Here is a 23,048-nt window from a genome sequence, read left to right as displayed (position 1 = left end):
TGCCATTCAATCGGCCGGTCTCCGGACCAGGGAGCGCACGCCCTTGAGGTCCTCCTGCTCCTCGACGGCCCGCACGACGCGGAAGCCCACGAAGGGGGCGTCCCAGACCCACCAGATGCTCCCGTCCGGGTCCAGCTCGTTCCAGCTCGGGTCGGAGCCCCGTCGCGCGGCGCTGCGGCAGTCGGCGGCGGGGTCGTCCCAGGAGCCGCCCCGGGCGACGTGCGGGTACGGGGCTTCCTTCGGCAGGAGGGTGGGACCGACGGCCGGACGGTCCTGAGGGAGCCGGGAGTAGGCGTCGGCGGCGTAGCGGTCGAGGCACCATTCGGCCACGTTGCCGTGCATGTCGTGCAGGCCCCACGGGTTGGGCTTCTTCTTGCCGACCGGCATGGGCGTCTCGGCGTCGTCGAAATACCAGGCGTATTCCTTGAGCTTCTCCGGGTCGCCGCCGAACGAGTAGGCGGTCTCCGTCCCGGCGCGACAGGCGTACTCCCATTCGGCTTCGGTCGGCAACCGGTAGGTCTTGCCGGTCTTCCGGGAGAGCCAGTAGCAATATTCCATCGCCGCGTGATGGCTCACGGCGATCGCCGGACGGCCGTCGCGGCCGTAGCCGAAGGTTTCATCGGGATAAGGGGCGTGGGGCGGGTGACGGCGTCGGCGTCTTTGGCGAGGGCCTCGGCGTTCGTCCGGTTCGAGACGGTCTTCCCCCTGCGGAACTCGTTGTACTCGTCCCAGGTGACTTCCAGCTTGCCCATCCAGAACGGGCGGATCGCGACGGGCTGGCGCGGGCCCTCGTCGTCGTCGCGGCCCGGCTCGCCCGGAGGGCTGCCGATCGTGAACGTCCCGCCGGGAATCGCGACCATCTCGAAGCGGACGGCCGAGTCGGGGATGGCCTCGACGTAGCTCGCGTGCGGGCGCGGGGCGGGTTCCTCGGCCCCCACGTCGCCCCCCCACGCGACGGCCAGGCCGACGCCGATCGCCCTCAGAATCACCCGCTGTCGGATCATCGGGGTGGACCTCTTCATGGGATCGGCGGCGGCCGCTTCACGACCCGCTCAGCGCGTGGGCTCGCCGGGCGAATCGAGGGCCGGGAGGTTTTCGAGCGGATCGTCGTCGTGGTCTTCGGGGAGGCTCGGTTCGTCGTAGAGGCGGAGGTAGCGGTAGTAGACTTCCAGGCTGAGGGCGGCGAGGGTCGTGCTGTAGATGCGGCCCCCGCGCGCGCCGTAGACGCTGTCGTCGGGGTCCCAGCTCCCGGCCTGGTGGCCGGTCTGGCGCTGGAGGCCGACGAGGCGGTCGCGCAGGCGGTTGTTCCATTCGGCCCAGGGACGGCCGCCGTGCTGGTACATGGCGAGGGTGGCGTAGTACCAGTAGTAAACGTTCGTCTTCCCCTTGTCGGAGTCGTGCTTGAGGAGGAAGGCGGCGGCCTCGGAGCTGGCGGGGCCGGGGCCGCCGACGCCGAGGAACTGGCGGCAGGCCCAGGCCTCGGCGGTCATGGTCGGGGTGACGTCCTCCCAGGGCTGGTACTTGGCCAGGCCCTTGGCGTCGCCGTCGGCCACCCGCTCCAGCCAGGCGACGGCCCCCTGCTCCAGCGACGCCTGGTCGGCGATCGGGACGCCGATTTCGCGGGCCGACTTCAAGGCCATGACGATCCAGCCGAGGATGCTGGTGTCGCCGATCGGGGCGCCGGGGGCGTACCGCCAGGAGAGGCCGTCGCGGGCGCGGGAGCGGCCCAGGAAGCCGACGGCCCGCTCGGCGCCGGAGCGCAAGCGGTCGTCGAGCGAGAGGGCGTAAGCCTCGCAAAGCGCGAGCGTGGCCATGGCGTGGCAGTACATGCCGACGGTCTTGCTGACGCCGCGGAGGTCGCCGTCGGGCTTCTGCTGGCGGAGCAGGAAGCCCAGGCCCCGCGAGACGGTGGTGGCGTACTTCCCCTCCTCGTGGGTGTAGCCGGCCCCCAGGAAGGTCAGCAGGGCGAGCGCGGTCAGGCCGGTGTCGGCCTCCCAGTAGGCGCACTCGCCGAAGCAGGTCTGGCCCGCGGGGCAGTGGACGGTGAAGTCGTCGTCGCCGGAGACGACCTCGCCGTCGGCGTAGCGGGCCGTGCCGCCGTCCCAGCGGCCGTCCGCGTCCTGGTGCCGGGAGAGCCAGTCGAGGGCGCGCTCCACGGCCTGCTCGCTGGCCGTGCTGGCGCCCGACCGCTCCGCCCTCGCCGAGCGATCGACGTCCAGCCGCGATCGGTAGATCCTCGGGACCTCGGTGATCGGCCCGCGGGGCGTCGCCAGGTCGGCCGGAGAGGGCTCGGGCCGGGGCGCGGGAGCCGGGCGGGGCCGGGGCGTCGCCATCGCCAGCGGGGGCGGCGCGAGCGTCTCCGCCGCCGGATCGACGCGCGGGGGCGATCCCGGCCGGGGTCGAGGCCTTCCCGATCGGAGCCGACCTTCGCCGGGCGGGAGGAGGCTCCCCCGGTCGACTGCGGCGGCGGTTTCGGCCTCGGGAGGCGGCTCGGGGGCGGGGGCCTCCGGGGCGTTTAGCGTGGCGTCGTCCGTCGCCGCGATCGCCTCCGGGGGGGCGTCGGCGGGGAGCGGCGTGGCGAGGGGCGTCGGCGGCTCCTCGGGAGCGGCGGGCGTCGGCAGCGCCGGCGAGGCGGGCGTCGTCTCGACGATTTCCAGCGGCGGCGGCGTGGACGGCTCCGGCAGGGGCGCCCGGGCCGACTCGGGATCGACCGGCGGCCTGGTCGCGTCGAGCCTCCGGGCCGCCAGTGCGACCGGCTCGTCCAGCCGATCCACCGGCGCGGGGCGGGCGCGGCCGGGGCCGTCTTCCAGCGAGGCGAAGGGGCGGACGTCGGACGAGGCTCCGGCGGCGTCGGGCTCGGGGACGGGGGAGACCCGGATTCGCCGGATGTGCTCCTCGCCGTCGTCCTCGGCCCGCTGGGGGTTCAGCGCCCGCATCACGGCCGGCACGCTGCTGCCCCCCATCAGGAGCGCGGCGTGCACCGCGATCGACAGCGCCAGGCATTTGCGGATCGCCTGCCGCGAGCCCCAGCTCACCCAGACCAGGATCGCCAGCATCAGGGAGGCCAGCGCCACGAGAGCCCAGGCGCCGAGGTCGGCCTTGAGCAGGAGCAGGAACGATTCCAGGTCCAGTCCGGTCATCGTCGCACGCCTCGCCTCGCGATGGGGCCCGTCCTTCCGCCACGTCTCAGCATAGTCGAAAGCGTCGGATTCCGCACCCGACGCCCCGGTTCGAAGTCCTCAGGCGCCGAGGGACGGCTCGTCGCGGAGCCGTCGGGGGGCCGACTCGCGCACCGGGATCGACACGATCGGCCGACGTTCGACGCTCGGCTCGCCCAGCCGGATGTGGGGCGTGGACGGGTACGACGCCAGGGTCGGCGCGGCGACGACCGTCGTCATGGCGACGGCGTCGATCGTCTCGGCCCCGAGGCGGTCCAGGGCCGCGCCGAGGCGCTCGACGCGGGTCGTCAGCATGTCGTACAGGACCATCGCGACGACCCCCACGGCCACGCCGGAGATCAACGGGGAGAGCGCGTCGGCCAGGGCGGGGAGGGCCTGCGCGAGCGTCGCGTCGCCGTTCTCGCGCATCAGGCGGTCGGCGGCGAGCAGCGAGCCGAGCAGGCCGACGAGCGGCGCCATCGCCGTGATCCGCCGCAGCGTGCCGACGTTGCGCCGGAGCTGTTCGGACTCCCAGCGATGGGCGAGCCCCACGGCGCGTTCCAGGTCCACCGCCGGCCGTCCCCATCGCCTCACCGCGGCCAGGGCGACGCGCGCGGCCGGGCTGGGGTGCATCTCGCAGTAATCGAGCGCCTTGCCGCCGTCGAGCCTCCCCTCGTGCAGCCGGTCCAGGAACCGGGCGAGGAAGTCGTTCGGGATCACCGACCGTCGCCGCAGGCGGACCGCCCGCTCCAGCGTCACGCAGACGCCGAGCGCCACGCACGCCCCGAGCCCTCCCCAGGCCATCCGCTCGCCCGCCGGCGTCCGCTCATACCAGACCAGCACGTCGCCCAGCGTCCGCGCCATCCGGCGCTGGATGTCGACCGAAAGGTCCGGCTTCGGAGGCTCGGCCCCGAAGGCCGAGGGCGCCGCCAGCAGCACGATCCCGATCAGGGCCGTCGCGACGGCCGGTCCTCTCCGACTCCCAACGATCATCAACGGGCTCCTTCCCTGGTCGTTCCCAACGCCCTTCCCCTTCGCGGGGAAAGGCCAATACATCGACCGTCGGCAATCCGAGTTCGAACCATAACGTCCTTCCCCCCTCGCGGGGGAAGGTGGCCCGGAGGGCCGGATGAGGGGGTGACGAGCACGAAGACCGTCGGCGTTTCGTGCGGCCGGACTGCGAATGCCGACGGCTTCCCGGCTCGTCACCCCCTCATCTGACCCCTTCGGGGTCTGTCTTCCCCCGCGAGGGGGGAAGACCGTTCGTTATTGCGGCCGTGTCGCTCGTCCTCCCCCGTCATCGCGTCGCTCTCCGCTCGTCGGGCGTTCGGCTTCCGTTCCGGGTCGCGACTCGTTCATGGCTTCGCCCCGTGCTCGGCCAGGACGGCCTCGCGGCGCTTGCCGGCCTCGGCCGCGCAGGGGTCTTCGGGGAAACGAATCGTCAGGCGTTCATAAGTTTCGGCGGCCTCGCTCCATCGGGCCAGCCGCTCGTAGACCTTGCCGGCTTCGAGCAGGGCGGCGGCCTGCCGGCGCGGGGCGTTGTTGTAGAGGATGTCCACCTGGAGGAACTCCCGGAGCGCCTGGAGGAACTGCTCCTCGTGGAAGTAGGCTTCCCCGCGCATGAGCTGGGCCTGGGCCGCGAGGTCGCCGGACTTGCGCGAGTCGATCACCGCCTGGAACGCCGCACGGGCGTCGTCGAGGCGGCCGAGGCCGAGCAAGGCCCGACCGCGGGCGAACTCGACCGGGTCCTTCGCGGCGGGCTCGGCGATCGTCCCCTTCAGGGCGTCGGCCTCGTCGAGCGCGTCCTGCCATCGCTTCAGGCCGAGCAGGCACTGCACTCGACGTTCGCGGGCGAGCCGAACCAGGTCGGGCGGGTCGTCGGGCGAGGCCGGCGCGGCGATCAGCTCGGCGAGGGCCTTCTCGGCGGCCTCGAACTGGTCCTGCCGCAGCGCGGCCTCGGCGCGGAGGAAGCGGGCCTCGCGGATTCGGGGGCTCGCGGGGGCCTCGGCGATCAGGCGGTCGAGCGTCGCGGCGGCCTCGGCCCACTCGCCGCGTTCGATGCGGGTGCGGCCCAGGCGGTAGAGGACGTCGGGCGCGAGCCGTTCGGGGAGCCTGGGGGCGTCGGGCGATCCGGGTTCGAGGAGCGGCGCCAGCAGCCGGACGACCTCGGCGAAGTCCTTGCGCTCGTTGGCCGATTCGGCGAGGTTGAAGCGGGCGTCGGCCCCGTACGGGCCGTCGGGGAAGTCGCGCAGCAACTCCGCGAACGCCTCGTCGGCCTCGTCGATCTTCCCCGCGTCGATCAGGTCCCACCCCCGGTCGGCGATCAGGGCGTCGATCGGCTGGCCGATCGCCTTGAGCCGGGCGCGGGCCTCTTCTCCTTCCAGGAGCTTGCCCAGGAGATCGGCCGCCTGCTGGGGGTGATCCTTCGCCAGCAGCCGAGCCCGCGCCAGCGCGGCGTGCAGGGCCGCGTCGAGCTTCGGCGCGCGGGCCTCGACCGCCTCATACGCCGCGATCGCCTCGTCCGGCTTGCCCGTCGTCTCCAGGACCCCGGCGCGTTCGAGGCCGAGCGCGGCGGCTCGGGCCTCGTCGGTCGTTTTCGCGAGGATCGCGTCGAAGGTCTTCGTCGCGGCTTCCGCGTCTCCTTGCTTCGCCTGGGCGCGGGCCAGCCCGAGTTCGGCCCGCTCCTTGAGGTCGGCCGGGACGGATTCGGCCGACTCGACCAGGGGGCGGAACTGTTCGACGGCCTTCGGCAGCTCGCCGGCCTTGGCGAGCGCCTCGGCCACCCGCAGCCGCGCCGGGGGGAGCGCGAGGCTCCTGGGGAATCGTTCCGACAGCCGGCCGATGGCCGCGACGGCGTCGTCGCGACGGTCGAGCCCGAGGTAGGCGGCGGCCTCATACGCGAGGGCGTAGTCGGCGACCTGGCCGTCGGGCGCGGCTTCGAGCGAGTTCTCGAAGGCGGCGGCGGCCTCGGCGAACCGGCCCGCTTCCAGGTGGGCCTGGCCCAGCAGGAACGCCGCGTCGGCCGAAGCCCCCTTCCCGCCGGACTTCGCCAGCGTGGCGAGGATCGCCTCGGCCCGCTCGGGCTTGCCGACGGCGCGGTAGGCCAGGGCCAGCTCGTAGCGCGCGGCGTCGAGGATCTCGGGCGCGGCCTCGACCGGCTTCGAGCCGTCGCCGATGAGTTTCTCCAGCGCGGCGACGGCGGCCTCGGGCCGTTTGGCGGCGGTCGCCGATCGGGCCTCGATCAGGAGGGCGTCGGGGAGGAGCTTGCTGTCGGGGAACTTCGCGGCGAAGTCCTCGGCGAGCTTCTGGGCCGCGTCGTGGTCGCCCGCCTGGTGGGCCAGGCGCACGGCTTCGAGCCGGGCGTCGTCGGCCCAGGAGGCGGTCGGGGCGGCTTCGGCGGCCTTGAGGAACCCTTCGCGGGCCTCGGGGATCCGCCCCAGCGAGCGGAGGGCCTCGGCCGATCGGTAGAGCAAGGCCGGCGCCAGCGGCGATTCGCCGGCGCGAGGGATGGCCGCGTCCAGGACCTTCAGCGCGTCCTCGGCCCGGCCGCGACGGAGGTCGACGTGGGCCGCGTCCAGGCTGGCTTCGAGCGACGCCGGTTCGGCCGGATCGGCGGCCAGCGGGCGCAGCAGGTCGGCGGCCTCGTCGAGCCGTTCCAGTCGCATCAGGGCCTGCGCGCGGCGGAGCCGGGCCTCGGCCTGGAGCGGCCCCGGCCCGGCGACCTTCGCCAGCGACTTCTCGGCGGCGTCGAAGCGGCCGGCGGCCAGCTCGATCCGGCCCACCTGGAGCCGCGCCTTGTCCACCCACTCGGGGGGCTCGCGGCGGATCAGGTCCTCCAGCACGTCGAGCGCCGGCTGGGTCTCGCCCATCGCGGCCAGCGCGCGGCCGAGGCCGTAACGGGCCCGATCCGCGAGCCTCGCGTCCGGGAACGCCTTGAGCGATCGTTCGTAGGCCGCGCGGGCGCCGGCGGGGTCGTCCAGGGCCGATCGGACGTCGCCCAGGTAGGTCCAGGCGGTCTCCAGGTTGGGATGGTCGGCGGGGTCGGCCGTGAATCGCTCCAGGGCCTCGCGGGCCGCGGGGAGGTCGCCGAGCATGTACGACAGTTCCCCCAGGCGATACCAGGCCGTCCGCGCCCGGGGATGTTCCGGGGCGCGGCGGATGAATTCCTGGAAGGCGGCGCGGGACTCCTGGTAGAGGCCCTGGAGCAGTCGGGCGCTGGCGAGCCCGAACCGGGCGTCGTCGCCGTGGGGCGGGCCGGGGTCCGTCTCCAGGAACTTCGCGTACTCCTCGGCCGCCATGTCGAACTTGCGCTGGCGGAACAGGCCGTGCGCGAACCGAAGCGCCTCGGGCATTCGCGCCGGCGGGGCCGGAGCCGAGGCCGGCGAGTCCTGGCCGTAGGCCGCGCCCCCCAGGAAGGCCGCCAGGAGCGCCAGGACCAGCCTCGCGAGCCCAATTCGGCCGCCTCGCGGCGTCCTGCCGTTCTCGTTCGAGACCTGCCCCATCAAACGCCGCCCCTTCCCTGGCCGAAGCCGTTTCCAACGATCGAGGCCCCGGCCGCGTACTAGCTCCAGGACGCCCAGCCCCCGCAGCCCGATCGCAAGGCCCATCCTTCCCTGCCCCGCAGCTGACCACTCCTTATTATCGACAGTCCTTCCCCCTACTCAAGCCTTCGGGAAATCCGCCGGCCGTCCCCCCGATAACCACTGCTCCATCCCCCCCCTGTGGGATCGGCAGCCCAGACCTCCGAGTACAGAACCAAACACCCGTGTCCTTAAGACCTGGCCGGCAGTCTTGCCACAAAATGACGAGAGAGGCCGGAAACTCTGTTTTCTCGGTGTATCTTTTGCAGAGTCTTTGGGCGAACTAGGTTTTCAGGAGATGATCGATTCTCGAGATTCTTTCCGGGAATTTCTGGACAGAGCCTCAAGGTCGATTTATTCTGCTGAGAATTCGCAGAACTCCCAGAGCACGTAGTCGTTGATCGAGTATATTGGGAAAGGTTGGACCAGCCTGCGTGCTCGGAAACGTCTTCGAGTCTTCCGCTTCCTGGATCCGGTTTCCGTGGAGATTGCAACAATGCTTCGCACTCGGCTGTTCAGCGTGGCGGCGGTAGCCCTTGCGGCTTCGACCGCGCAGGCTCAGGTCCCCTCCAAGCAGGTCCCGGCCCCGGCCGCTCCCGCCAAGGTCGCGCCGGTCGCGCAGGCCCCGACGAAGGTCGCGCCGGTCGCCCAGGCCCCGACGAAGGTCGCCCCGGTCGCCCAGGCCCCGACGAAGGTCGCGCCGGTCGCCCAGGCCCCGACCAAGGTCGTCCCGGTCGCGCAGGCCCCGACCAAGGTCGCGCCGGTCGCCCAGGCCCCGACCAAGGTCGCGCCGGTCGCCCAGGCCCCGACCAAGGTCGCCCCGGTCGCCCAGGCCCCGACCAAGGTCGCGCCGGTCGCGCAGGCCCCGACGAAGGTCGCGCCGGTCGCGCAGGCCCCGACGAAGGTCGTCCCGGTCGCGCAGGCCCCGACGAAGGTCGCGCCGGTCGCGCAGGCCCCGACCAAGGTCGCGCCGGTCGCCCAGGCCCCGACGAAGGTCGCCCCGGTCGCCCAGGCCCCGACGAAGGTCGCCCCGGTCGCCCAGGCCCCGACGAAGGTCGCGCCGGTCGCCCAGGCCCCGACGAAGGTCGCCCCGGTCGCGCAGGCCCCGAGCAAGGTCGCCCCGGTCGCGCAGGCCCCGAGCAAGGTCGCCCCGGTCAGCCAGGCCCCGGCCGCCCAGGCCGCTCCGGGCGAAGCCGCTCCGGCCGTCGAGGCTGCTCCGGCCGTCCCGGCTCCTCCCGCCCCGGCCCCCGTCGCCGATGAGCCCCGCCGGCCCCGGCTCCCCGGCCCCGGCCGTCCCGGACGCCCCGGCTGCTCCCGAGGTCCCGGCCGCTCCGGAAGTCCCGGCCGTCCCGGCCGCTCCGGCCGTTCCGTCCGTCCCTGGCGTCCCCCAGGCTTGAGCGAGCGGATCTCCACGAACGGTAAGAATACGTCCCCGGTCATTCCGACCGGGGATTTTTTTTGCGCGGGGCGAGGGTCGCAGATCGCGCGGGGGCATGGAAAATTCCGGGACGGAGGCCGCTGGGAAGCCGCCTGTTCCAGGATGCGGAGGATGGTCGCGCGGGGACGGAATCCCGTCGGGGTGGTCATGACGAAGGGCCGCCTCCTAGAATGGATCGACGGCGAAGGACGACGCCCCGGCCCACTTCGACCTTACCGAGCGAGTCCCCTCCAGTCATGAGGCTCCACGAGCTGCCGCTGAGGATTCTGGAGCGCATCGGGCTGGCGCCCCAGGTGTGGGACGGCCGCGAGATCGACATCGGCCACGGCACGTTGCGGTCGGTCCCTTCGTGGGGGGTGAGCCTGCTCCTGCACGGATTCGCCCTCCTGCTGCTGGCCCTGCTGATCCAGACGGGGGGGGCCGTCGCGCCGGAGCGCGCGTTCACGTCGGAGCTGTCCCCGCCGGGGGAACTCGGCGACCTGACGTCGCTCGTCGAGGCCGACCGTTCCGGCGACCCGTTCACGGACCTGGACGATCCGAACCCGCCGTCGATGGGGTTCGGCCCGGACGATCCCCTGATCAAGCTGTCGAGCCAACCCGAGATCCCCGGCCTGGTCGCATTCGCCCCCGAGCCCGCCGGTCCCGCCCCCCGGAGCGAGCTGTCGACCTCGCTGATGGGGGCCGCACCGCTGCCCGGCCTGTCCATGAACATCCAGGCGCCCTTCTCCGGGCGTTCGGGGATCGGCCGCGCCGAGCTGGTCCGCCGCGAGGGGGGGACGGTCCACTCCGAGAAGGCCGTCGAGGAAGGTTTGGCCTGGATCGTCCGCCACCAGAAGGCCGACGGCTCGTGGGTCCTCAACGCGAGCGAGACCTGCCAGGCCTGTCCCTCGCAGGGGACCATCGTCTCACAGACCGGGGCGACCGGCCTGGCCTTGCTCCCGCTGCTGGGCGCGGGCTACAGCCACACCGTCAAGAGTCGGCATCAGGCGGCCGTGCGACGAGGGCTGGACTGGCTCCGCGCCAATCAGCAGGAGAACGGCGACCTGCACGTCGGCGGGAACGGTATCTCCTGGCTGTACAGCCACGCGATCGCGTCGATGGCCCTGTGCGAGGCGTACGGCCTGTCGCGCGATCCGGAACTCCGCGAGCCGGCGCTCCGCGCGATCCGGTTCATCGTGGAGGCCCAGGACCCCACGACCGGCGGCTGGCGATACCGGCCCGGCCAGGCCGGCGACACCTCGGTCTTCGGCTGGAACATCTTCGCCCTTCGGAGCGCCAACCTCGCCGGGCTGGAGATCCCCAAACGGACGCTCCGAGGCTGCACCGATTACCTGAACCTCGCCGCCGCAGACGGCAAGAAGGTCCTGTACGCCTATCAGCCCAACCAGGCCGCGTCCCCCGTGATGACGGCCGAGGCCCTCGTCGGCCGCCAGATCCTGGGATGGCGGCGCGAGAATCCCTCGCTGATCAAGGGGGCCGGTCGCGTCGCGGCCCACCTGGAGAAGTCCGAAGACCGGAACATCTACTACTGGTATTACGCGACCCAGCTCCTCCACAACATGCGCGGCAAGGACTGGGAACGCTGGAACCCCCACGTCCGCGAGGCCCTGATTCGCACCCAGGTCCGCGACGACGATTGCACCAACGGCAGCTGGGACCCGTCGTCGCCCAGCCAGGACCGCTGGGGGAACGCCGGCGGCCGACTCTTCCAGACGTCCCTCTCCATCCTGACCCTGGAAGTCTACTACCGCTACCTCCCCCTCTACCGCACCGCCGACGAGGCGGGGATGGACGAAACCCCGACGCCTCCCGGAGGGGGCTGAGAAGCCGTCCCGGAAGAGGGCCGACGGACTGGACGAACTCCGTCCCCGCGCGAGGGAGGAGGGCGTCGGAGAGCCCGCGACTCGACCGGATGGGAGAGTCATTCGGTCAGTAGGCGTCGAAGTAGCCCACCATGACCGGCCCGTGGCCTTGCTCGACGAACTGGTAGACTTTGTACTCGGCCGGCGAGGCAGGCGGCATCTCGACCCAGGGCCAGGCCGCGGCGCGCTCGAACCGCTCGGCCCGTCGGCTCAGGACGTCGGCCGTCCGTTCGAGGGCCTCGACGGCCTGGGCGGGGGTCCGGATCTCGTCCTTGAGCAGCACGTTTCGCCACGCCTGGAGACAGGCCTTGCAGTCGTCCGAGTCGCGATCAAGGTCCTGATGGCCCGCTCGGCAGTTCGCGAATCCCGCCGCCTGCTCGCGCAATCCCGCTTCCTTCCAGCGGTATTGTCGAGCCCAGCCTTGATATCTCGCCCGGCGCTCCAGCGCCCCGGACCCTTGCAAGGCGGCGGCGCAGGCGACGGCCAGGATCGCGACCCCGATCATCGTGCGCCGGACCGTGATCCGCACCGGGTGAAACCTCATGGCCGAATCCTCCGCGTCCGTTCCGCGAGGGAAGTAGGCGTCGGCGAGCCCGCTTTTCGACCCGACGGGATGGTCGCTTACTTGGCGTTCGGGTTGAATTGCCGGAAGGGCATCGACTTGTAAACGACGAGCTGGGAGACGCGGAGGCCGCGGAGGCGGGCCTCGATGGGCATGATGAAGGCGTAGTCCCCCTTGCGGACGTAGCGGGTGTCGCCCCGGGTGATCTGGGTGACGGTCATGCCGCCGGCGTTCTCGGGGAGGATGGTGGCGAAGTTGTTGCCGGGGATGGCGAGCTGGATCGGCTGGGGGAAGATCAGGCTGCCGACGACGTGCAGCCGCGCGGGGTTCCCCTGGATGCCGGGCGGGATCGGATACGCCCAGCCGTACAGCAGGTTCTGGCCGCCGTAGTCCCAGGCGTTCATGAATCGGTTGAAGCCCGGGTCGATCGTGGTGACCGACATGTTGTTGGGGAGGATCTCGGCGTACGTCGGCGAGACGAGGACGCGGTCGGCCCCCTCGAAGTAGTCGACGTGGTTCGTCCGGATGATGTTCGAGCCGGGGCTGAAGCCGACGGCCTCGACCAGGGCCTCGGGCGAGATCAGGTCGGCCCGGCCGGGCCAGCGGACCAGGAACTCCTGGACGTCGTCGACGGCGATCGGGAACTGCTGGCCGGCGTGGTTCTGGAGGACCAGCCAGCGTTCGGTGACGTTGATGACCTCGCCCCAGGCCCCCTCGGGCGGCGCCGGCGGGACCCCTCGGGGACGGTCGGCCGCCGCCTCGTCGAAGGCCGCCTGGACCGGGTCGAAATCCTGGCCGGACGCGCTGCAAAGCCCAGGACCGAAGGCGGCCGCGAGCCCCATCAATGCGGCGATCACGAAACCTCGGTCGCCGAATCGTCCCGTCTTGCTCATGGTCGTCGCCCCCGCGATTCGGACCTCACACGCCGAGTTCGAAAAGGGAAACGGCGCGCACTCAGTTCACCTTACAATATCGCCCCGCCGGGGCCGCGAGCAACGCGCAGGGGGTCGGATTCTCAGGACGACGGGTCCGAAACCGGGAATCCCGGGCAAACCCTCGCGGAGTTTCCGCGTACATGATTGTAGAATGAGGACGTCCGAAAAGGAGTCCGCCCCCCCGGGAGGTGCGGCCGCCCCCCCCACCCTTCGTCGAGGCAACGGTCGTCGCGATGAAATCCGATCTCCAAGACGCCGGGAACGAGCGGACGGGGGCCTGGCCCTCGTCCTCCAAGAAGCCCGCGCGTGACCTGACGGGGCTGGTCCTGGGCGACTTCCGGGTCGATCGACTGATCGGTCGGGGAGGCATGGGCGAGGTCTACCTGGCCGAGCAGATCAGCCTCAAGCGGCACGTGGCCCTGAAGGTCCTGCTGCCGGAGTGGGTGTCGCGGCCCGCCTATTTGAGCCGATTCGCCATCGAGGCGACGGCCGTCGCCAAGCTCAACCACCCCAACATCGTCCAGGTCTACGCGCTGGGCGAGGCCGACGGCGTCCATTACATCGCGATGGAGTACGTGGAGGGGGCGAACCTCCGCGAGTACCTGATCCGCAAGGGGTCGCTGGACATCCCCCTGGCGCTTTCAATCATGCGCCAGTCGGGCTCGGCGGTCGCCGCGGCGGGCGAGGTGGGGCTGATCCACCGCGACATCAAGCCGGAGAATCTCCTCCTGACCCGCAAGGGGCGGCTCAAGGTGGCGGATTTCGGGCTCTGCCGCGACCTGGAGGCGGAGGGGCACCACGTCACCCAGCAGGGGACGACGATGGGGACGCCCCTGTACATGAGCCCGGAGCAGGCCCAGGGGCACGCGATGGACCACCGCAGCGACCTTTACTCGCTGGGGGTGACCTACTACCACATGATCGTCGGCGAGCCGCCGTTCCGGGCGGACTCGGCGCTGGCGTTGGCGCTCAAGCACGTGCGCGAACAGCCGGCGAGCCTGCGCGTCCGGCGGCCCGACATCCCGGCCGAGCTGGACCGCCTGGTCCTCAAGCTGATCGCCAAGAAGCCCGATGACCGCTACCAGTCCGCCACCGAGATGCTCGCGGACCTGGCCCGGGTCCGCAGCCTGATGACCACCCTCGCCGGCTCGACGGCCCTCGAACTCTCGGCGTTCACCTCCCTCCCTTCTCGATTCGCGGCGACGGCCGTGTCCGCGCCGGTGCTCGACCCGTCGTCGGCCGACCCGGGGACGGATGCGGATCCGGGAGGGGAAGACCCTGCCCCGCGAGGCTGGGGCCTGGGCGGGCTCGCGACCATGCTGGGGCGAGGCGCCGCGGCGGGGGGCCGGCCTCGGCTGCTGATCGCGCTGGCCGCGCTGGGCTTGCTCGGCGGGGGCCTCCTCGGCTGGCGGGGACGGGTGGACGAGCGGGCCGCGGAGCGGGGCCGGCTGTCGGCGACGGCGCCCGCGCTGGGGCTCGGCCCGCGCTGGTCGGCGGCGCCGCGGCAGGGGAACGCCGAGGAGCAGTACCGCCATGCGCAGCTCGTCGCGCCTCCGGGCCGGCTCGCCGCCGCCTGGCTGGCCGTGCCGGGCTATTTCCCCGAGTCCTACGAATGGGCGTCCGCGGCCTACCTGCAACTCGGGCGGGTGCTGTACCGCGAGCGCGACGGCGACCGGATCCGGACCCTGGCGCGCGAGGTCGGGGCCTGGCGGGCGCGACAGACCCGCGACGAGCAGCTCGTCGACGTCCTGGAGACCGCGTCCGACGTCCTGAAGCGCGACGTCGACGGCGTCATCGGTCGGCTCGGCCGGATCCTGGACTCGCGGGACGGCCCCCTGTCCGACCCCGGCTTGATCGATTTCTGCGTGGAGCTGGTCGTCGACGCGTTGCGGGCCACCGAGCAGCCGGGGGCGACCGGGGCCGCGGCGCAGCGCCCCGCCCTGACGGCCTTGCGGGGCCGGCTGCTCCTGTTGCGCAACCGCGTGTTGACGACCGATCTCGCCGTCCGATGACGCCGGGCCGTCGTCGTGCTACTCTGGAGTCGGGTCGACGAGAGGGGTCTGGTCTCGGAGGACGGGGATGGCTTTCCTGAAACGCGCCAACGGCGACTCCGCCGGGCAGATCATCGAGCTGGGGCAGGACCGAACGGTGATCGGCCGCTCGCCCGAGCAGTGCCAGATCGTGCTGGACCCCAACGGGGTCAGCCGCCGCCACGCCGAGATCTATCGGGGCGGGGAGGATTTCTTCGTCCGCGACCTCAAGTCGCGGAACATGACCAAGGTCAACAACGTCAAGCTGACCCCAGGCTCCGAGCACCGGCTCGTGACCGGCGACCGGATCAACATCTGCGACGTCGAGTTCGTGTTCCACTCCGCCGTCCCCGGCGAGCCCGACCGGACCGACGGCGAGGTCGTCATCCTGGCCGACGGCGAGTCGTGCGACATCCCCCCGCTGCACACGTTCGACGCCTCCCGGTCCAGCTCCGTCGCCAGCATGGTCAAGCCCGAAGTCAAGCTTCGGGCGATCCTGGAGATCACCCGCGACCTCTCCACCGAGCTGAAGATCGACCAGGTCGCCCCCCGGGTGCTGGACTCGCTGGCCGAGCTTTTCCCCCAGGCCGAGCGGCTCTTCCTGCTCCTGGTCGACCCCCTCACCAAGCGGCTGGTGCGCAAGGCCACCAAGATCCGCCAGGGGCGGGGGCGGACCAATTTCCACCCCAGCGCCCCGGCCGACGAGGCCCCGATGCAGATGAGCCGGTCGCTGGTGAACCACGTCCTGGGCCAGAAGAAGGCCGTGCTCAGCCAGGACGCCAGCACCGACAAGAACCTCCCCACCAGCGCCTCGATCGCCGACCTCAAGATCCGGTCGGTGATGTGCGTCCCCATGCTGACGCCCAACGGCGAGGCGGTGGGGATCATCCAGCTCGACACCAGCGACCGCAAGCAGTTCCACCAGGAAGACCTGGACGTGCTGGCGGCCGTGGCGGGCCAGGCGGCCATCGCCATCCAGAACGCCCAGCTCCACGAGTCTCTGCTGGAACGTGAGCGTCTCAACCGCGATCTCAAGCTCGCCGAGCAGGTGCAGAAGCGGTTCCTCCCCCAGGAGGTGCCCCAGATCGCCGGCTACGAGTTCTTCGCCCACTACGAGCCGGCCTACGAGGTCGGCGGCGACTACTACGACTTCGTGCCGCTGTCCCACGGCCGGCTGGCGGTCGCGCTGGGGGACGTCTCCGGCAAGGGGGTCGCCGCGGCGCTGATGATGGCGAAGTTCTCCGGGGACACCCGCTACTGCATCCTCACCGAGAACGACCCCGGCGCCGCCGCCGCCGAGCTCAACGCCCTGCTCTTCTCGGCGGGGATCGAGGAGAAGTTCATCACCCTGAGCCTCTGCGTCCTGGACGCCCGCCGCGGCGTCCTCTCGCTGGCCTCGGCCGGCCACCTGCCGATCATCGTCCGCCGGGCCGACGGCCGGGTGGAGGAGGTGGGCGAGGACATCGCCGGCTTCCCCCTGGGCATCGTCCAGGGGGCCGAATACCGCCAGGACGAAGTCCGGCTCGAACCCGGCGACGTCGTCGTCGTGTACTCCGACGGCGTGACCGACTCCCGCAACCTCCAGGAGCAGCTCTACGACTGCCGCGACGACCGCCGCCTGCTGCGGCGGATCGCCGAGTCGCCCGGCGGCCCCGAGGCCGTCGGCAAGGCCATCCTCCAGGACATCCGCGAATACTCCCTGGGCCACGTCCAGGCCGACGACATCACCCTCGTCTGCTTCGGGCCGAAGCCCGTCTGAGCCGCATCGCCAGAGCATCCGGAAAGCGCCTCCCATGAGCACGTCGGTCAGGATCAACAATCTCCGCCTCGAACTCGACGACCCCGAGGAGGCCCTGCCCGCCCGCGCCGCCGGCCGCCTCGGCCTCGGCACCGACGCCGTCGTGGGCTGGCGGATCCTCCGCAAGTCGCTCGACGCCCGCCGCGTGGACGACCTCCACTTCACCTTCGCGATGGAGCTGGAACTCGCCGCCGACGCCGCCGAGCGCGCGGTCGCGGCCTCGGGCCGCTCCGGGCTCACCGTCCAGCCCTATCAGGCCGAGGCCTTCGACTGGCCCGAGTCGGGGGGCCGACCGCTGGAACACCGCCCGGTGGTGATCGGCGCCGGGCCCGCCGGGCTGATCGCCGGCTACCTGCTGGCCCTGAACGGCTATCGCCCCCTGATCCTGGAGCGCGGCCAGGGCGTCAAGGAGCGGGTCGCCGACGTCCGCCGGTTCGACGCCGGCGGCCCGGTCGACCCCGAGAGCAATTACCTCTTCGGCGAGGGGGGCGCGGGCACCTTCAGCGACGGCAAGCTCACCTCGCGCAGCGGCGGCCCGGACGTCCACCGCGTCCTCGAAATCTTCGCCGACTGCCACGCCAAGCCCTCCATCCTCTACGAACACCGCCCCCACCTGGGCTCGAACCGCCTGCCGCTCATCGTCCGCACCATCCGCCGGAAGCTCGAGGAGCTGGGGGGCGAGGTCCGCTTCGGCTGCCGCGTCGAGGACGTCGACATCGTCGACGGCAAGCTCCGCGGCCTGGGGACCAGCTCCGGCTACGTCCCGGCCGACGCCGCGATCCTGGCCGTCGGCCACAGCGCCCGCGACACCTACGACATGCTCCTGCGCCGGGGCGTCCCGCTCCTGGCCAAGCCCTTCCAGTTCGGCGTGCGGATCGAGCAGCCCCAGGAGCAGATCAACAAGGCCCAGCACGGTCCCAAGGAAGGCCATCCCGCCCTCGGCGCCGCCGACTACGGCCTCTCCGTCCGCGCCGGGGCCTGCGACCTGTTCACGTTCTGCATGTGCGCCGGCGGCTACGTCATGCCCAGCGTCAGCGAGCCGGGCTACTTCTGCTCCAACGGCATGAGCGAGAGTCGGCACGACTCCCCGTTCGCCAACAGCGGCCTCGTCGTCACCATCGACCCCGCCCAGACCAGCTCCCACCCCCTGGCCGGCGTCCACTTCCAGCAGCGCTACGAGCGCGCCGCGTACGTCGCCGGCGGCCGTTCCTACGCCGCGCCGATCCAGTGGGCGCGCGACTTCCTCAACGGCCGCGCGAGCAAGGGGGCCCTCCCCTCCAGCTACACCCGAGGGGCCACCCGGGCGATGGACCTGGGCCCGCTCCTCCCCGAGCAGGTCGCGCGGGCGCTTTTGAAGGGCCTGCCGATCATGGACCGCCGCCTCGACCGCCGGTTCCTCCGCGACGCCACCCTCACCGGGCCGGAGTCCCGAGGCAGCTCACCGGTGCGGATCCCTCGCGACGCCGACTCCCGCCAGAGCCCGACCGTCGCCGGCCTCTTCCCGTGCGGCGAGGGGGCGGGCTACGCCGGCGGCATCGTCAGCGCGGCCGTCGACGGCCTCCGCACCGCTCGCGCCCTGGTCGCCGCCTTCGCCACGCCACGTTGACCCTTCCCATCGCGGCGCGTGACGAGGGAAACTTTTCGAGAAGACGCATAACTTATCCTTCTCACGACGCCCGCGACGGATTACCATGTCGGCTCAACCCGAAGCGAAACCGTACGGGACGTGAGCCGCGCATGATCATCAAGTGTCCGAATTGCGGTTTTTCGGGCCGAGTCCCCGAACACGCGACGAGGGCCCCGCACCAGGCCCGCTGTCCGAAGTGCCATTTCCGGTTCGACGTCGGCGACCTGAGCCTCCCGATCCCCGAGCCCGTCGCGGCCATCGGCCGCTCCGACCTTCGCCGCGATTCCGTCCGGTCGCAACTCGACCCCAGCGATTCGTCCTACCACCTCGACCCCCTCGCCGACGACTTCGCCGCCGACGGCTGGGACGGCTCCTGGAGCCACGCTCCCGACGGTCCCATGATCCCGACGGCCGGCGTCCGCGTCGGCCTCGGTCGACGTTCGCGCGTTCCCGCCTGGGCGCTCCGTCCCTCGGTCTGGCGGATCCGGCTGTTCCAGGGCTGGGCGATCCTCTTCCTGACCGTCGCCGCCCTGATCCTGCTACGGACCACGATCGCCGCGATCACCTTCGACGACGCCCGGTTCTTCTCGAACGACCTCCTCCGTCCGATCGCCGCCGTCGTCCTCCTCGTCGTCGCCGCCGCCCTCCTCTGCCTCTCCGTCGACGTCAGCCGCCGCCTCGCCCGATCCACCTACGCCCCGCACGCCCCCCGCCCGATCCCCTCGCGCGACTGACGAAAGCTCCCGGTCGGCCGAAATCGTCCCTCCCGATTCGCCAGATGGAGGCATGATCCAGTTGGGGGACGTTGCGCGTCGAGAGGGCTCGCCACTCGAGCCGAGGCGAGACGTCCACCCCTTCGAAGTCGATCAAAAGCGCCGAACGAAGCCAATCGGCGGTCCCGAAATCGAGATCTAAAGATTTGTTCGGTAACGAGTTGCGTCCGATGGGTTCGTGTGGGTCGGGAGGCGAACGAACCCAAATCCCGCGCCCGTCAACGAGGCCTTGGGGTGCGGACGGGGGCCTGGGCGGTGGTCGGGTCTTCGGGCCAGGGGTGCTTCGGATATCGGCCGCGGAGGTCCTTGCGGACCTGGTGGTAGGTGTTGGTCCAGAAGTTCTTGAGGTCGGCCGTGACCTGGACGGGACGCTGGTTGGGGCCGAGGAGTTCGAGCAGAAGCGGCACGCGGCCCCGGGCCAGGCGCGGGGTTTCGGGCCAGCCGAACAGCTCCTGGAGCTTGGCCGAGAGGGTCGGCTGACGGCCCGGTTCGTACGTCAGCTGGACGCGACGGCCGCTGGGGATGGTCAGGCTCTCCGGGGCGCAGGCGGCCAGTTCGCGGTTCTGGGCGGGAGTGATCAGGCTTTCCAGGTAGGCGACCTTGCCAGCCTGGCGGACCTGGTCCGCGCGGGTCTTGCCGTGGCAGAGGACCTCCAGGGGGCCGGCGAGGGCCTCGTCGGACAGCTCGGCCCAGCCGAGTTCGGGGACCGCCTCGCGGACGAAGTCGTATCGGGAGAGCCAGGCCGAGGCCGCCGAATCCTGGCGGAACACCTCCCTCGCGCGGGGGCGGAGGGCCTCGAACAGGGCGCGCGAGGCCTCGCGGGCGTCGGGGGGCCGGGCGGGGTCCTCGCGGATCAGGAGGTCTTCATACCAGAGCCGGTTCATGGCGACGACCCGCTCGCGGCCGAGGTCGTACTCCACGCTCCGCTCGCGGCGGATCGACTGCGGCACCAACTCCTCCAGCCACTCCAGCCGCACGGCGCTGGCGAGGCCCACCTGAAGCTCCAGGGTCCCCTGCCATCGGGTCTCGCGGGGGTCGAGGGCCAGGAAGAACTCGCCGTCGCGGACGACCGACTCGCGGGCCAGCCGCACGCCGCGACCCCCGACCATCACGCCGGTCTCCTCGGACCCGCGACGCCGGACGACGCGGTCGGGATAGGCCAGGATCAGGAGCCGGAGGAGGGCCTGCTCGCGGGCGTCGTCGCCCAGGTCGGAGCCGTGCTCGGGGAGGCCCAGCCGGGAGGCCAGCCGGACGAGGTCGTCGCGGACCTTCGCGACCTGCCGCGCGGCGGCGGCGTCGATCCCCCGGGCCTGGAGTGCCGGGGAGAACCTGGCGGCCTCGGCCTCGGCGAGCAGGTCCAGGCGGCCGAGCATGTCGGACAGCCCCCGATGCCCCCCCGGCCGGCGACGCTCGGCCACGTCCTTCTCGGAGAGCAAGGCGGCCAGCGCCGCCCCCTCGTGCAGCAGGCCCTCGTCGGCCGCCGCCAGGAGCAGCCGGGCGAGCCGGGGATGGACCGGAAGCGCAAGCATCCGTTCCCCCGTCGGGGTGATCCGGCGGGTGGCGGCGTCGAAGGCCCCCAGCCGCGCGAGCAGGGCCTCGGCGGCCTCGATCCGATCGGCGGCGGGGGCCTCGTACCAGCCGAACGCGCCGGGGTCGGTCACGCCCCAGGAGTGGAGCGTCAGCAGGACGGCGCCCAGGTCGACGCGGTGGACCTCGGCGGCGTCGAACGGCTCCAGGAGGGCGTGCCGCTGCTCCGACCAGAGCCGGATGGCGCGTCCGGGGCCGGTGCGTCCCGCCCGCCCGGCGCGCTGGTCGGCCGACGCCCGACTGATCGCCTGGAGGTCGAGCCGGTCCAGCCCTCGCGAGGCGTCGTGGTGGGCGACCCGGGCCAGGCCCGAGTCGACCACCGTCGTCACGCCGTCGATGGTCAGCGAGGTCTCGGCGATGTTGGTCGAAAGGATGATCTTGCGTTGATGCGAGGGCCGGAGCGCGGCGTCCTGCTCGTCGCTCGGCAGCGAGCCGTGCAGCGGCAGCACGCGGGCGTCGAACCGCGAGGCGATCGGCGAAAGCTCCCGATGGGCGCGGCGGATCTCGGCCATGCCGGGGAGGAAGACGAGGACGTGGCCCCGGTCGGCGGGGTCGGCGAGGGCGTCGGCGACGGCCCCGGCGATCGTCGCGGGGTCGGTCGGCCGGGGGGCGTCGCGGTAGGAGGCGGAGATCGGGAAGGTGCGGCCGGGGACCTCGATCACCGGGGCGTCGAGGAACCGGGCGACGGGCCCGGCGTCGAGCGTGGCCGACATCACCACCAGCCGCAGGTCGGTGCGGACCTCGCGGCGGATCTCGCGCAGGAGGGCGATCGCCAGGTCGGTGTGCAGGCTCCGCTCGTGGAACTCGTCGAGAACGACGGTCCCGACCCCGTCCAGGAACGGGTCGGCCAGGAGCCGTCGCGTGAGGATCCCCTCGGTCATGATGAGGAGCCGGGTCGCGGCCGTAGCCTTGCGGTCGAAGCGGACGTGGTAGCCGACTTCGCGGCCCAGCGTCCAGCCCTGCTCGTCGGCGATCCGGGCCGCCGTCGACCGCGCGGCGACCCGCCGGGGTTGGAGCACGACGACCTGCCCCGCCCCCCCGGCGCGGACGATCGCGGGGGGGACGCGGGTCGTCTTGCCGGAGCCCGGCTCCGCGACCAGGACCAGGGCCCCTCGGGTCTTGAGGGCGTCGAGGACCCCCGGCAGGCTGGGGTCGATGGGGAGCGGAATCATGGGGCTCGGCCGATCCATCGGAACTTCGAAACGCGACGAAGCGGGGACGCCGCCCCGCTTCGCGCCGACCGACCGTTCCAGGTTACCGTCAGCTCCTGACCTTGAGAACCGGGACCAGGTGGTTGTTGAGGAAGCGATAGTAAGTGCCGGTCGGCTTGAGGGTCTGGCCGTTGGTGGCGCGGCCTCGGGCGTTGCCGGCGAAGGCCCAGGCGGTGGACTCGTTGGCCCTGAACCGGACCCGGCCGGCGCGGCCGGCCAGGCGGTTGGGACCCTCGCCCGCGACCAGGGTGGTCTGGCCGAACCAGCCGTGGGCCAGCGCGTAGCCGCCGCCGGCCCTGACGACGTTCCGCCCCCCCTGGCCGCCGTCGATCGTCGCCGGGACGAGGACGTCGTTGGAGACGGTGATCTTGTCGTTGGCCTTGGAGCCCTGGACGATGATCTGCGAGAGCGAGGACGCCGACGGCTGGGTCGAGTCGAGCATGCCGTTGACGACGACCTGGATGTTCTGGCTGGCCGGGATCGTCGGTGCCGCGACCTGGTTGACCTCGATGGTGTTGGTGCCGCCGAAGAACTTGCCGAGGGCCGGCGGGGTCGCGATCAGGACGTCGCCGATCTGGCGGACCGCCGTGGTCACGCCGGGGGTCATGACCCGGAAGCTGCGGACGGCCGTGGTGCCGTCGGCGGGGTCGGTCGCCGTGACGGTGATCGTGGCCGTCTGGCCCGGCCCGGCGGCCGTCGTGTCGATCAGCAGCGCGCCGTTGGGGTTGGTGTCGGTGATCGTCGAGCCGACGATGGTCACCGGGTTGTCGGGCACCGAGACCTCGCGGGCCCCGGGGTTCGCGCTGACGGCGACCTGGGAGAGCTTCTCCAGGGTGTCGAACCCGGAGACCTGCTGGCCGAAGATCGTGTATTTCTGATTGAGCACCGGCTGCGGCCCGAAGGTGACGAAGAACTGGGCGTCGCTCGAATTGGGCTCGCCGGTGTTCGCCATCGCCAGTTGGCCGTAGCTGCTAAAGTCGACCGAGGGGTCCACCTCGATCCCAATCGGCGTCACGCCGCTCGAGGACGAGGTGCTGGTGGCGCTGTTGGAGCCCCCCTGGGCGACGAAGCCGGCGACGATGCGGGGGAAGAACCGGCCGGTGTTGACGTAGTAGCCGTTGTTGCTGAAGTTGGTGATCCGCTCGACCGTGTTCGGGGCGACCTCCGGGAAGAACTGGAAGGTCATCGGCTCGTTCAGGATCGTCGGGTCGCCGGGCTCGGACGAGAGGTGCTGGACGTGGAGGGTCCAGAACTTGCCGTCGGCCACCTCCACCTTAATGTTGGGGTTGTCGGAGGTGGCGGTGAACGTCTGGCTCGGGGCGTTGCTCGCGGAGCCGTCGAGCGGGAGCTGATACCCCTGCCCGGCCGGGGCCGCGACGTCGGCGATGGGCCCGAGCGAGGCGGTCATCAGCTGGCGGGATTCAAGCGGCTCCAGGGCGGGCCGGCGCTTGGATCGTTTGGCGGCGTTCTGATGGGATCCCTTCGCT

General features: G+C 71.9%; 15 protein-coding genes. 5 read left to right on the top strand and 10 right to left on the bottom strand.

Annotation, left to right across the window (positions count from 1 at the left end):
• Positions 1 to 6: 6 nt before the first annotated feature.
• From VT85_RS29040 to VT85_RS29975, 6 genes are all read right to left on the bottom strand, one after another.
• Positions 7 to 576, bottom strand: a complete 570-nt coding sequence (locus VT85_RS29040) for a formylglycine-generating enzyme family protein (protein ID WP_255376990.1) — start codon at positions 574 to 576, stop codon at positions 7 to 9.
• Positions 573 to 1,004: a formylglycine-generating enzyme family protein gene (locus VT85_RS29635; RefSeq protein WP_197491185.1), complete on the bottom strand. Its 432-nt coding sequence runs from the start codon at positions 1,002 to 1,004 to the stop codon at positions 573 to 575. Before VT85_RS29635 ends, VT85_RS29040 begins: the two co-directional genes overlap by 4 nt.
• 48 nt (positions 1,005 to 1,052) lie before the next feature.
• On the bottom strand, positions 1,053 to 3,140 hold the full coding sequence (locus VT85_RS09065; RefSeq protein ID WP_068413600.1) for a hypothetical protein: 2,088 nt from the start codon (positions 3,138 to 3,140) through the stop codon (positions 1,053 to 1,055).
• A gap of 99 nt (positions 3,141 to 3,239) precedes the next feature.
• Positions 3,240 to 4,151, bottom strand: coding sequence for a MotA/TolQ/ExbB proton channel family protein (locus tag VT85_RS09060; protein WP_068413597.1), 912 nt, complete (start codon positions 4,149 to 4,151; stop codon positions 3,240 to 3,242).
• Between the two features lie 362 nt (positions 4,152 to 4,513).
• Positions 4,514 to 7,660, bottom strand: a complete 3,147-nt coding sequence (locus VT85_RS09055; protein WP_068413594.1) for a tetratricopeptide repeat protein — start codon at positions 7,658 to 7,660, stop codon at positions 4,514 to 4,516.
• Between the two features lie 636 nt (positions 7,661 to 8,296).
• On the bottom strand, positions 8,297 to 9,178 hold the full coding sequence (locus tag VT85_RS29975; protein ID WP_197491184.1) for a pentapeptide repeat-containing protein: 882 nt from the start codon (positions 9,176 to 9,178) through the stop codon (positions 8,297 to 8,299).
• 234 nt (positions 9,179 to 9,412) lie between these two features.
• On the opposite strand from VT85_RS29975, the gene VT85_RS09045 reads away from it, so the two are divergent.
• On the top strand, positions 9,413 to 10,999 hold the full coding sequence (locus VT85_RS09045; protein ID WP_068413592.1) for a terpene cyclase/mutase family protein: 1,587 nt from the start codon (positions 9,413 to 9,415) through the stop codon (positions 10,997 to 10,999).
• A 106-nt stretch (positions 11,000 to 11,105) separates the two neighbouring features.
• Here VT85_RS09045 and VT85_RS09040 read toward each other — a convergent pair whose 3' ends face one another.
• Both VT85_RS09040 and VT85_RS09035 read right to left on the bottom strand, forming a co-directional pair.
• On the bottom strand, positions 11,106 to 11,582 hold the full coding sequence (locus tag VT85_RS09040; protein ID WP_068413589.1) for a hypothetical protein: 477 nt from the start codon (positions 11,580 to 11,582) through the stop codon (positions 11,106 to 11,108).
• A 77-nt stretch (positions 11,583 to 11,659) separates the two neighbouring features.
• Positions 11,660 to 12,493, bottom strand: coding sequence for a hypothetical protein (locus VT85_RS09035; RefSeq protein ID WP_068413586.1), 834 nt, complete (start codon positions 12,491 to 12,493; stop codon positions 11,660 to 11,662).
• Between the two features lie 275 nt (positions 12,494 to 12,768).
• Between VT85_RS09035 and VT85_RS09030 the strand changes: the two genes are divergently transcribed.
• The 4 genes from VT85_RS09030 to VT85_RS09015 all read left to right on the top strand — a co-directional run bounded on the left by VT85_RS09030 (position 12,769) and on the right by VT85_RS09015 (position 18,724).
• Positions 12,769 to 14,547, top strand: a complete 1,779-nt coding sequence (locus tag VT85_RS09030) for a serine/threonine-protein kinase (protein ID WP_068413583.1) — start codon at positions 12,769 to 12,771, stop codon at positions 14,545 to 14,547.
• Positions 14,548 to 14,614: 67 nt separating this feature from the next.
• Complete coding sequence (locus VT85_RS09025; RefSeq protein WP_068413580.1) at positions 14,615 to 16,324, top strand: SpoIIE family protein phosphatase; 1,710 nt, start codon at positions 14,615 to 14,617, stop codon at positions 16,322 to 16,324.
• A gap of 34 nt (positions 16,325 to 16,358) precedes the next feature.
• Positions 16,359 to 17,969, top strand: coding sequence for an NAD(P)/FAD-dependent oxidoreductase (locus tag VT85_RS09020; RefSeq protein WP_068413578.1), 1,611 nt, complete (start codon positions 16,359 to 16,361; stop codon positions 17,967 to 17,969).
• 131 nt (positions 17,970 to 18,100) lie between these two features.
• Complete coding sequence (locus VT85_RS09015; protein ID WP_068413575.1) at positions 18,101 to 18,724, top strand: hypothetical protein; 624 nt, start codon at positions 18,101 to 18,103, stop codon at positions 18,722 to 18,724.
• Positions 18,725 to 18,981: 257 nt separating this feature from the next.
• Here VT85_RS09015 and hrpB read toward each other — a convergent pair whose 3' ends face one another.
• On the bottom strand, positions 18,982 to 21,522 hold the full coding sequence (gene hrpB, locus VT85_RS09010) for an ATP-dependent helicase HrpB (RefSeq protein WP_068421689.1): 2,541 nt from the start codon (positions 21,520 to 21,522) through the stop codon (positions 18,982 to 18,984).
• Positions 21,523 to 21,610: 88 nt separating this feature from the next.
• A complete protein-coding gene (locus VT85_RS26620; protein WP_068413572.1) occupies positions 21,611 to 22,969 on the bottom strand; it encodes a peptidylprolyl isomerase in 1,359 nt (452 codons plus the stop codon).
• Positions 22,970 to 23,048: the final 79 nt, after the last annotated feature.

Origin of the sequence: Planctomyces sp. SH-PL62 (assembly GCF_001610895.1) — a bacterium.
Lineage (GTDB): Bacteria > Planctomycetota > Planctomycetia > Isosphaerales > Isosphaeraceae > Paludisphaera.
Note: the sequence above shows the minus strand (reverse complement) of the source record. Positions and strands in the feature narration are given on the sequence as shown.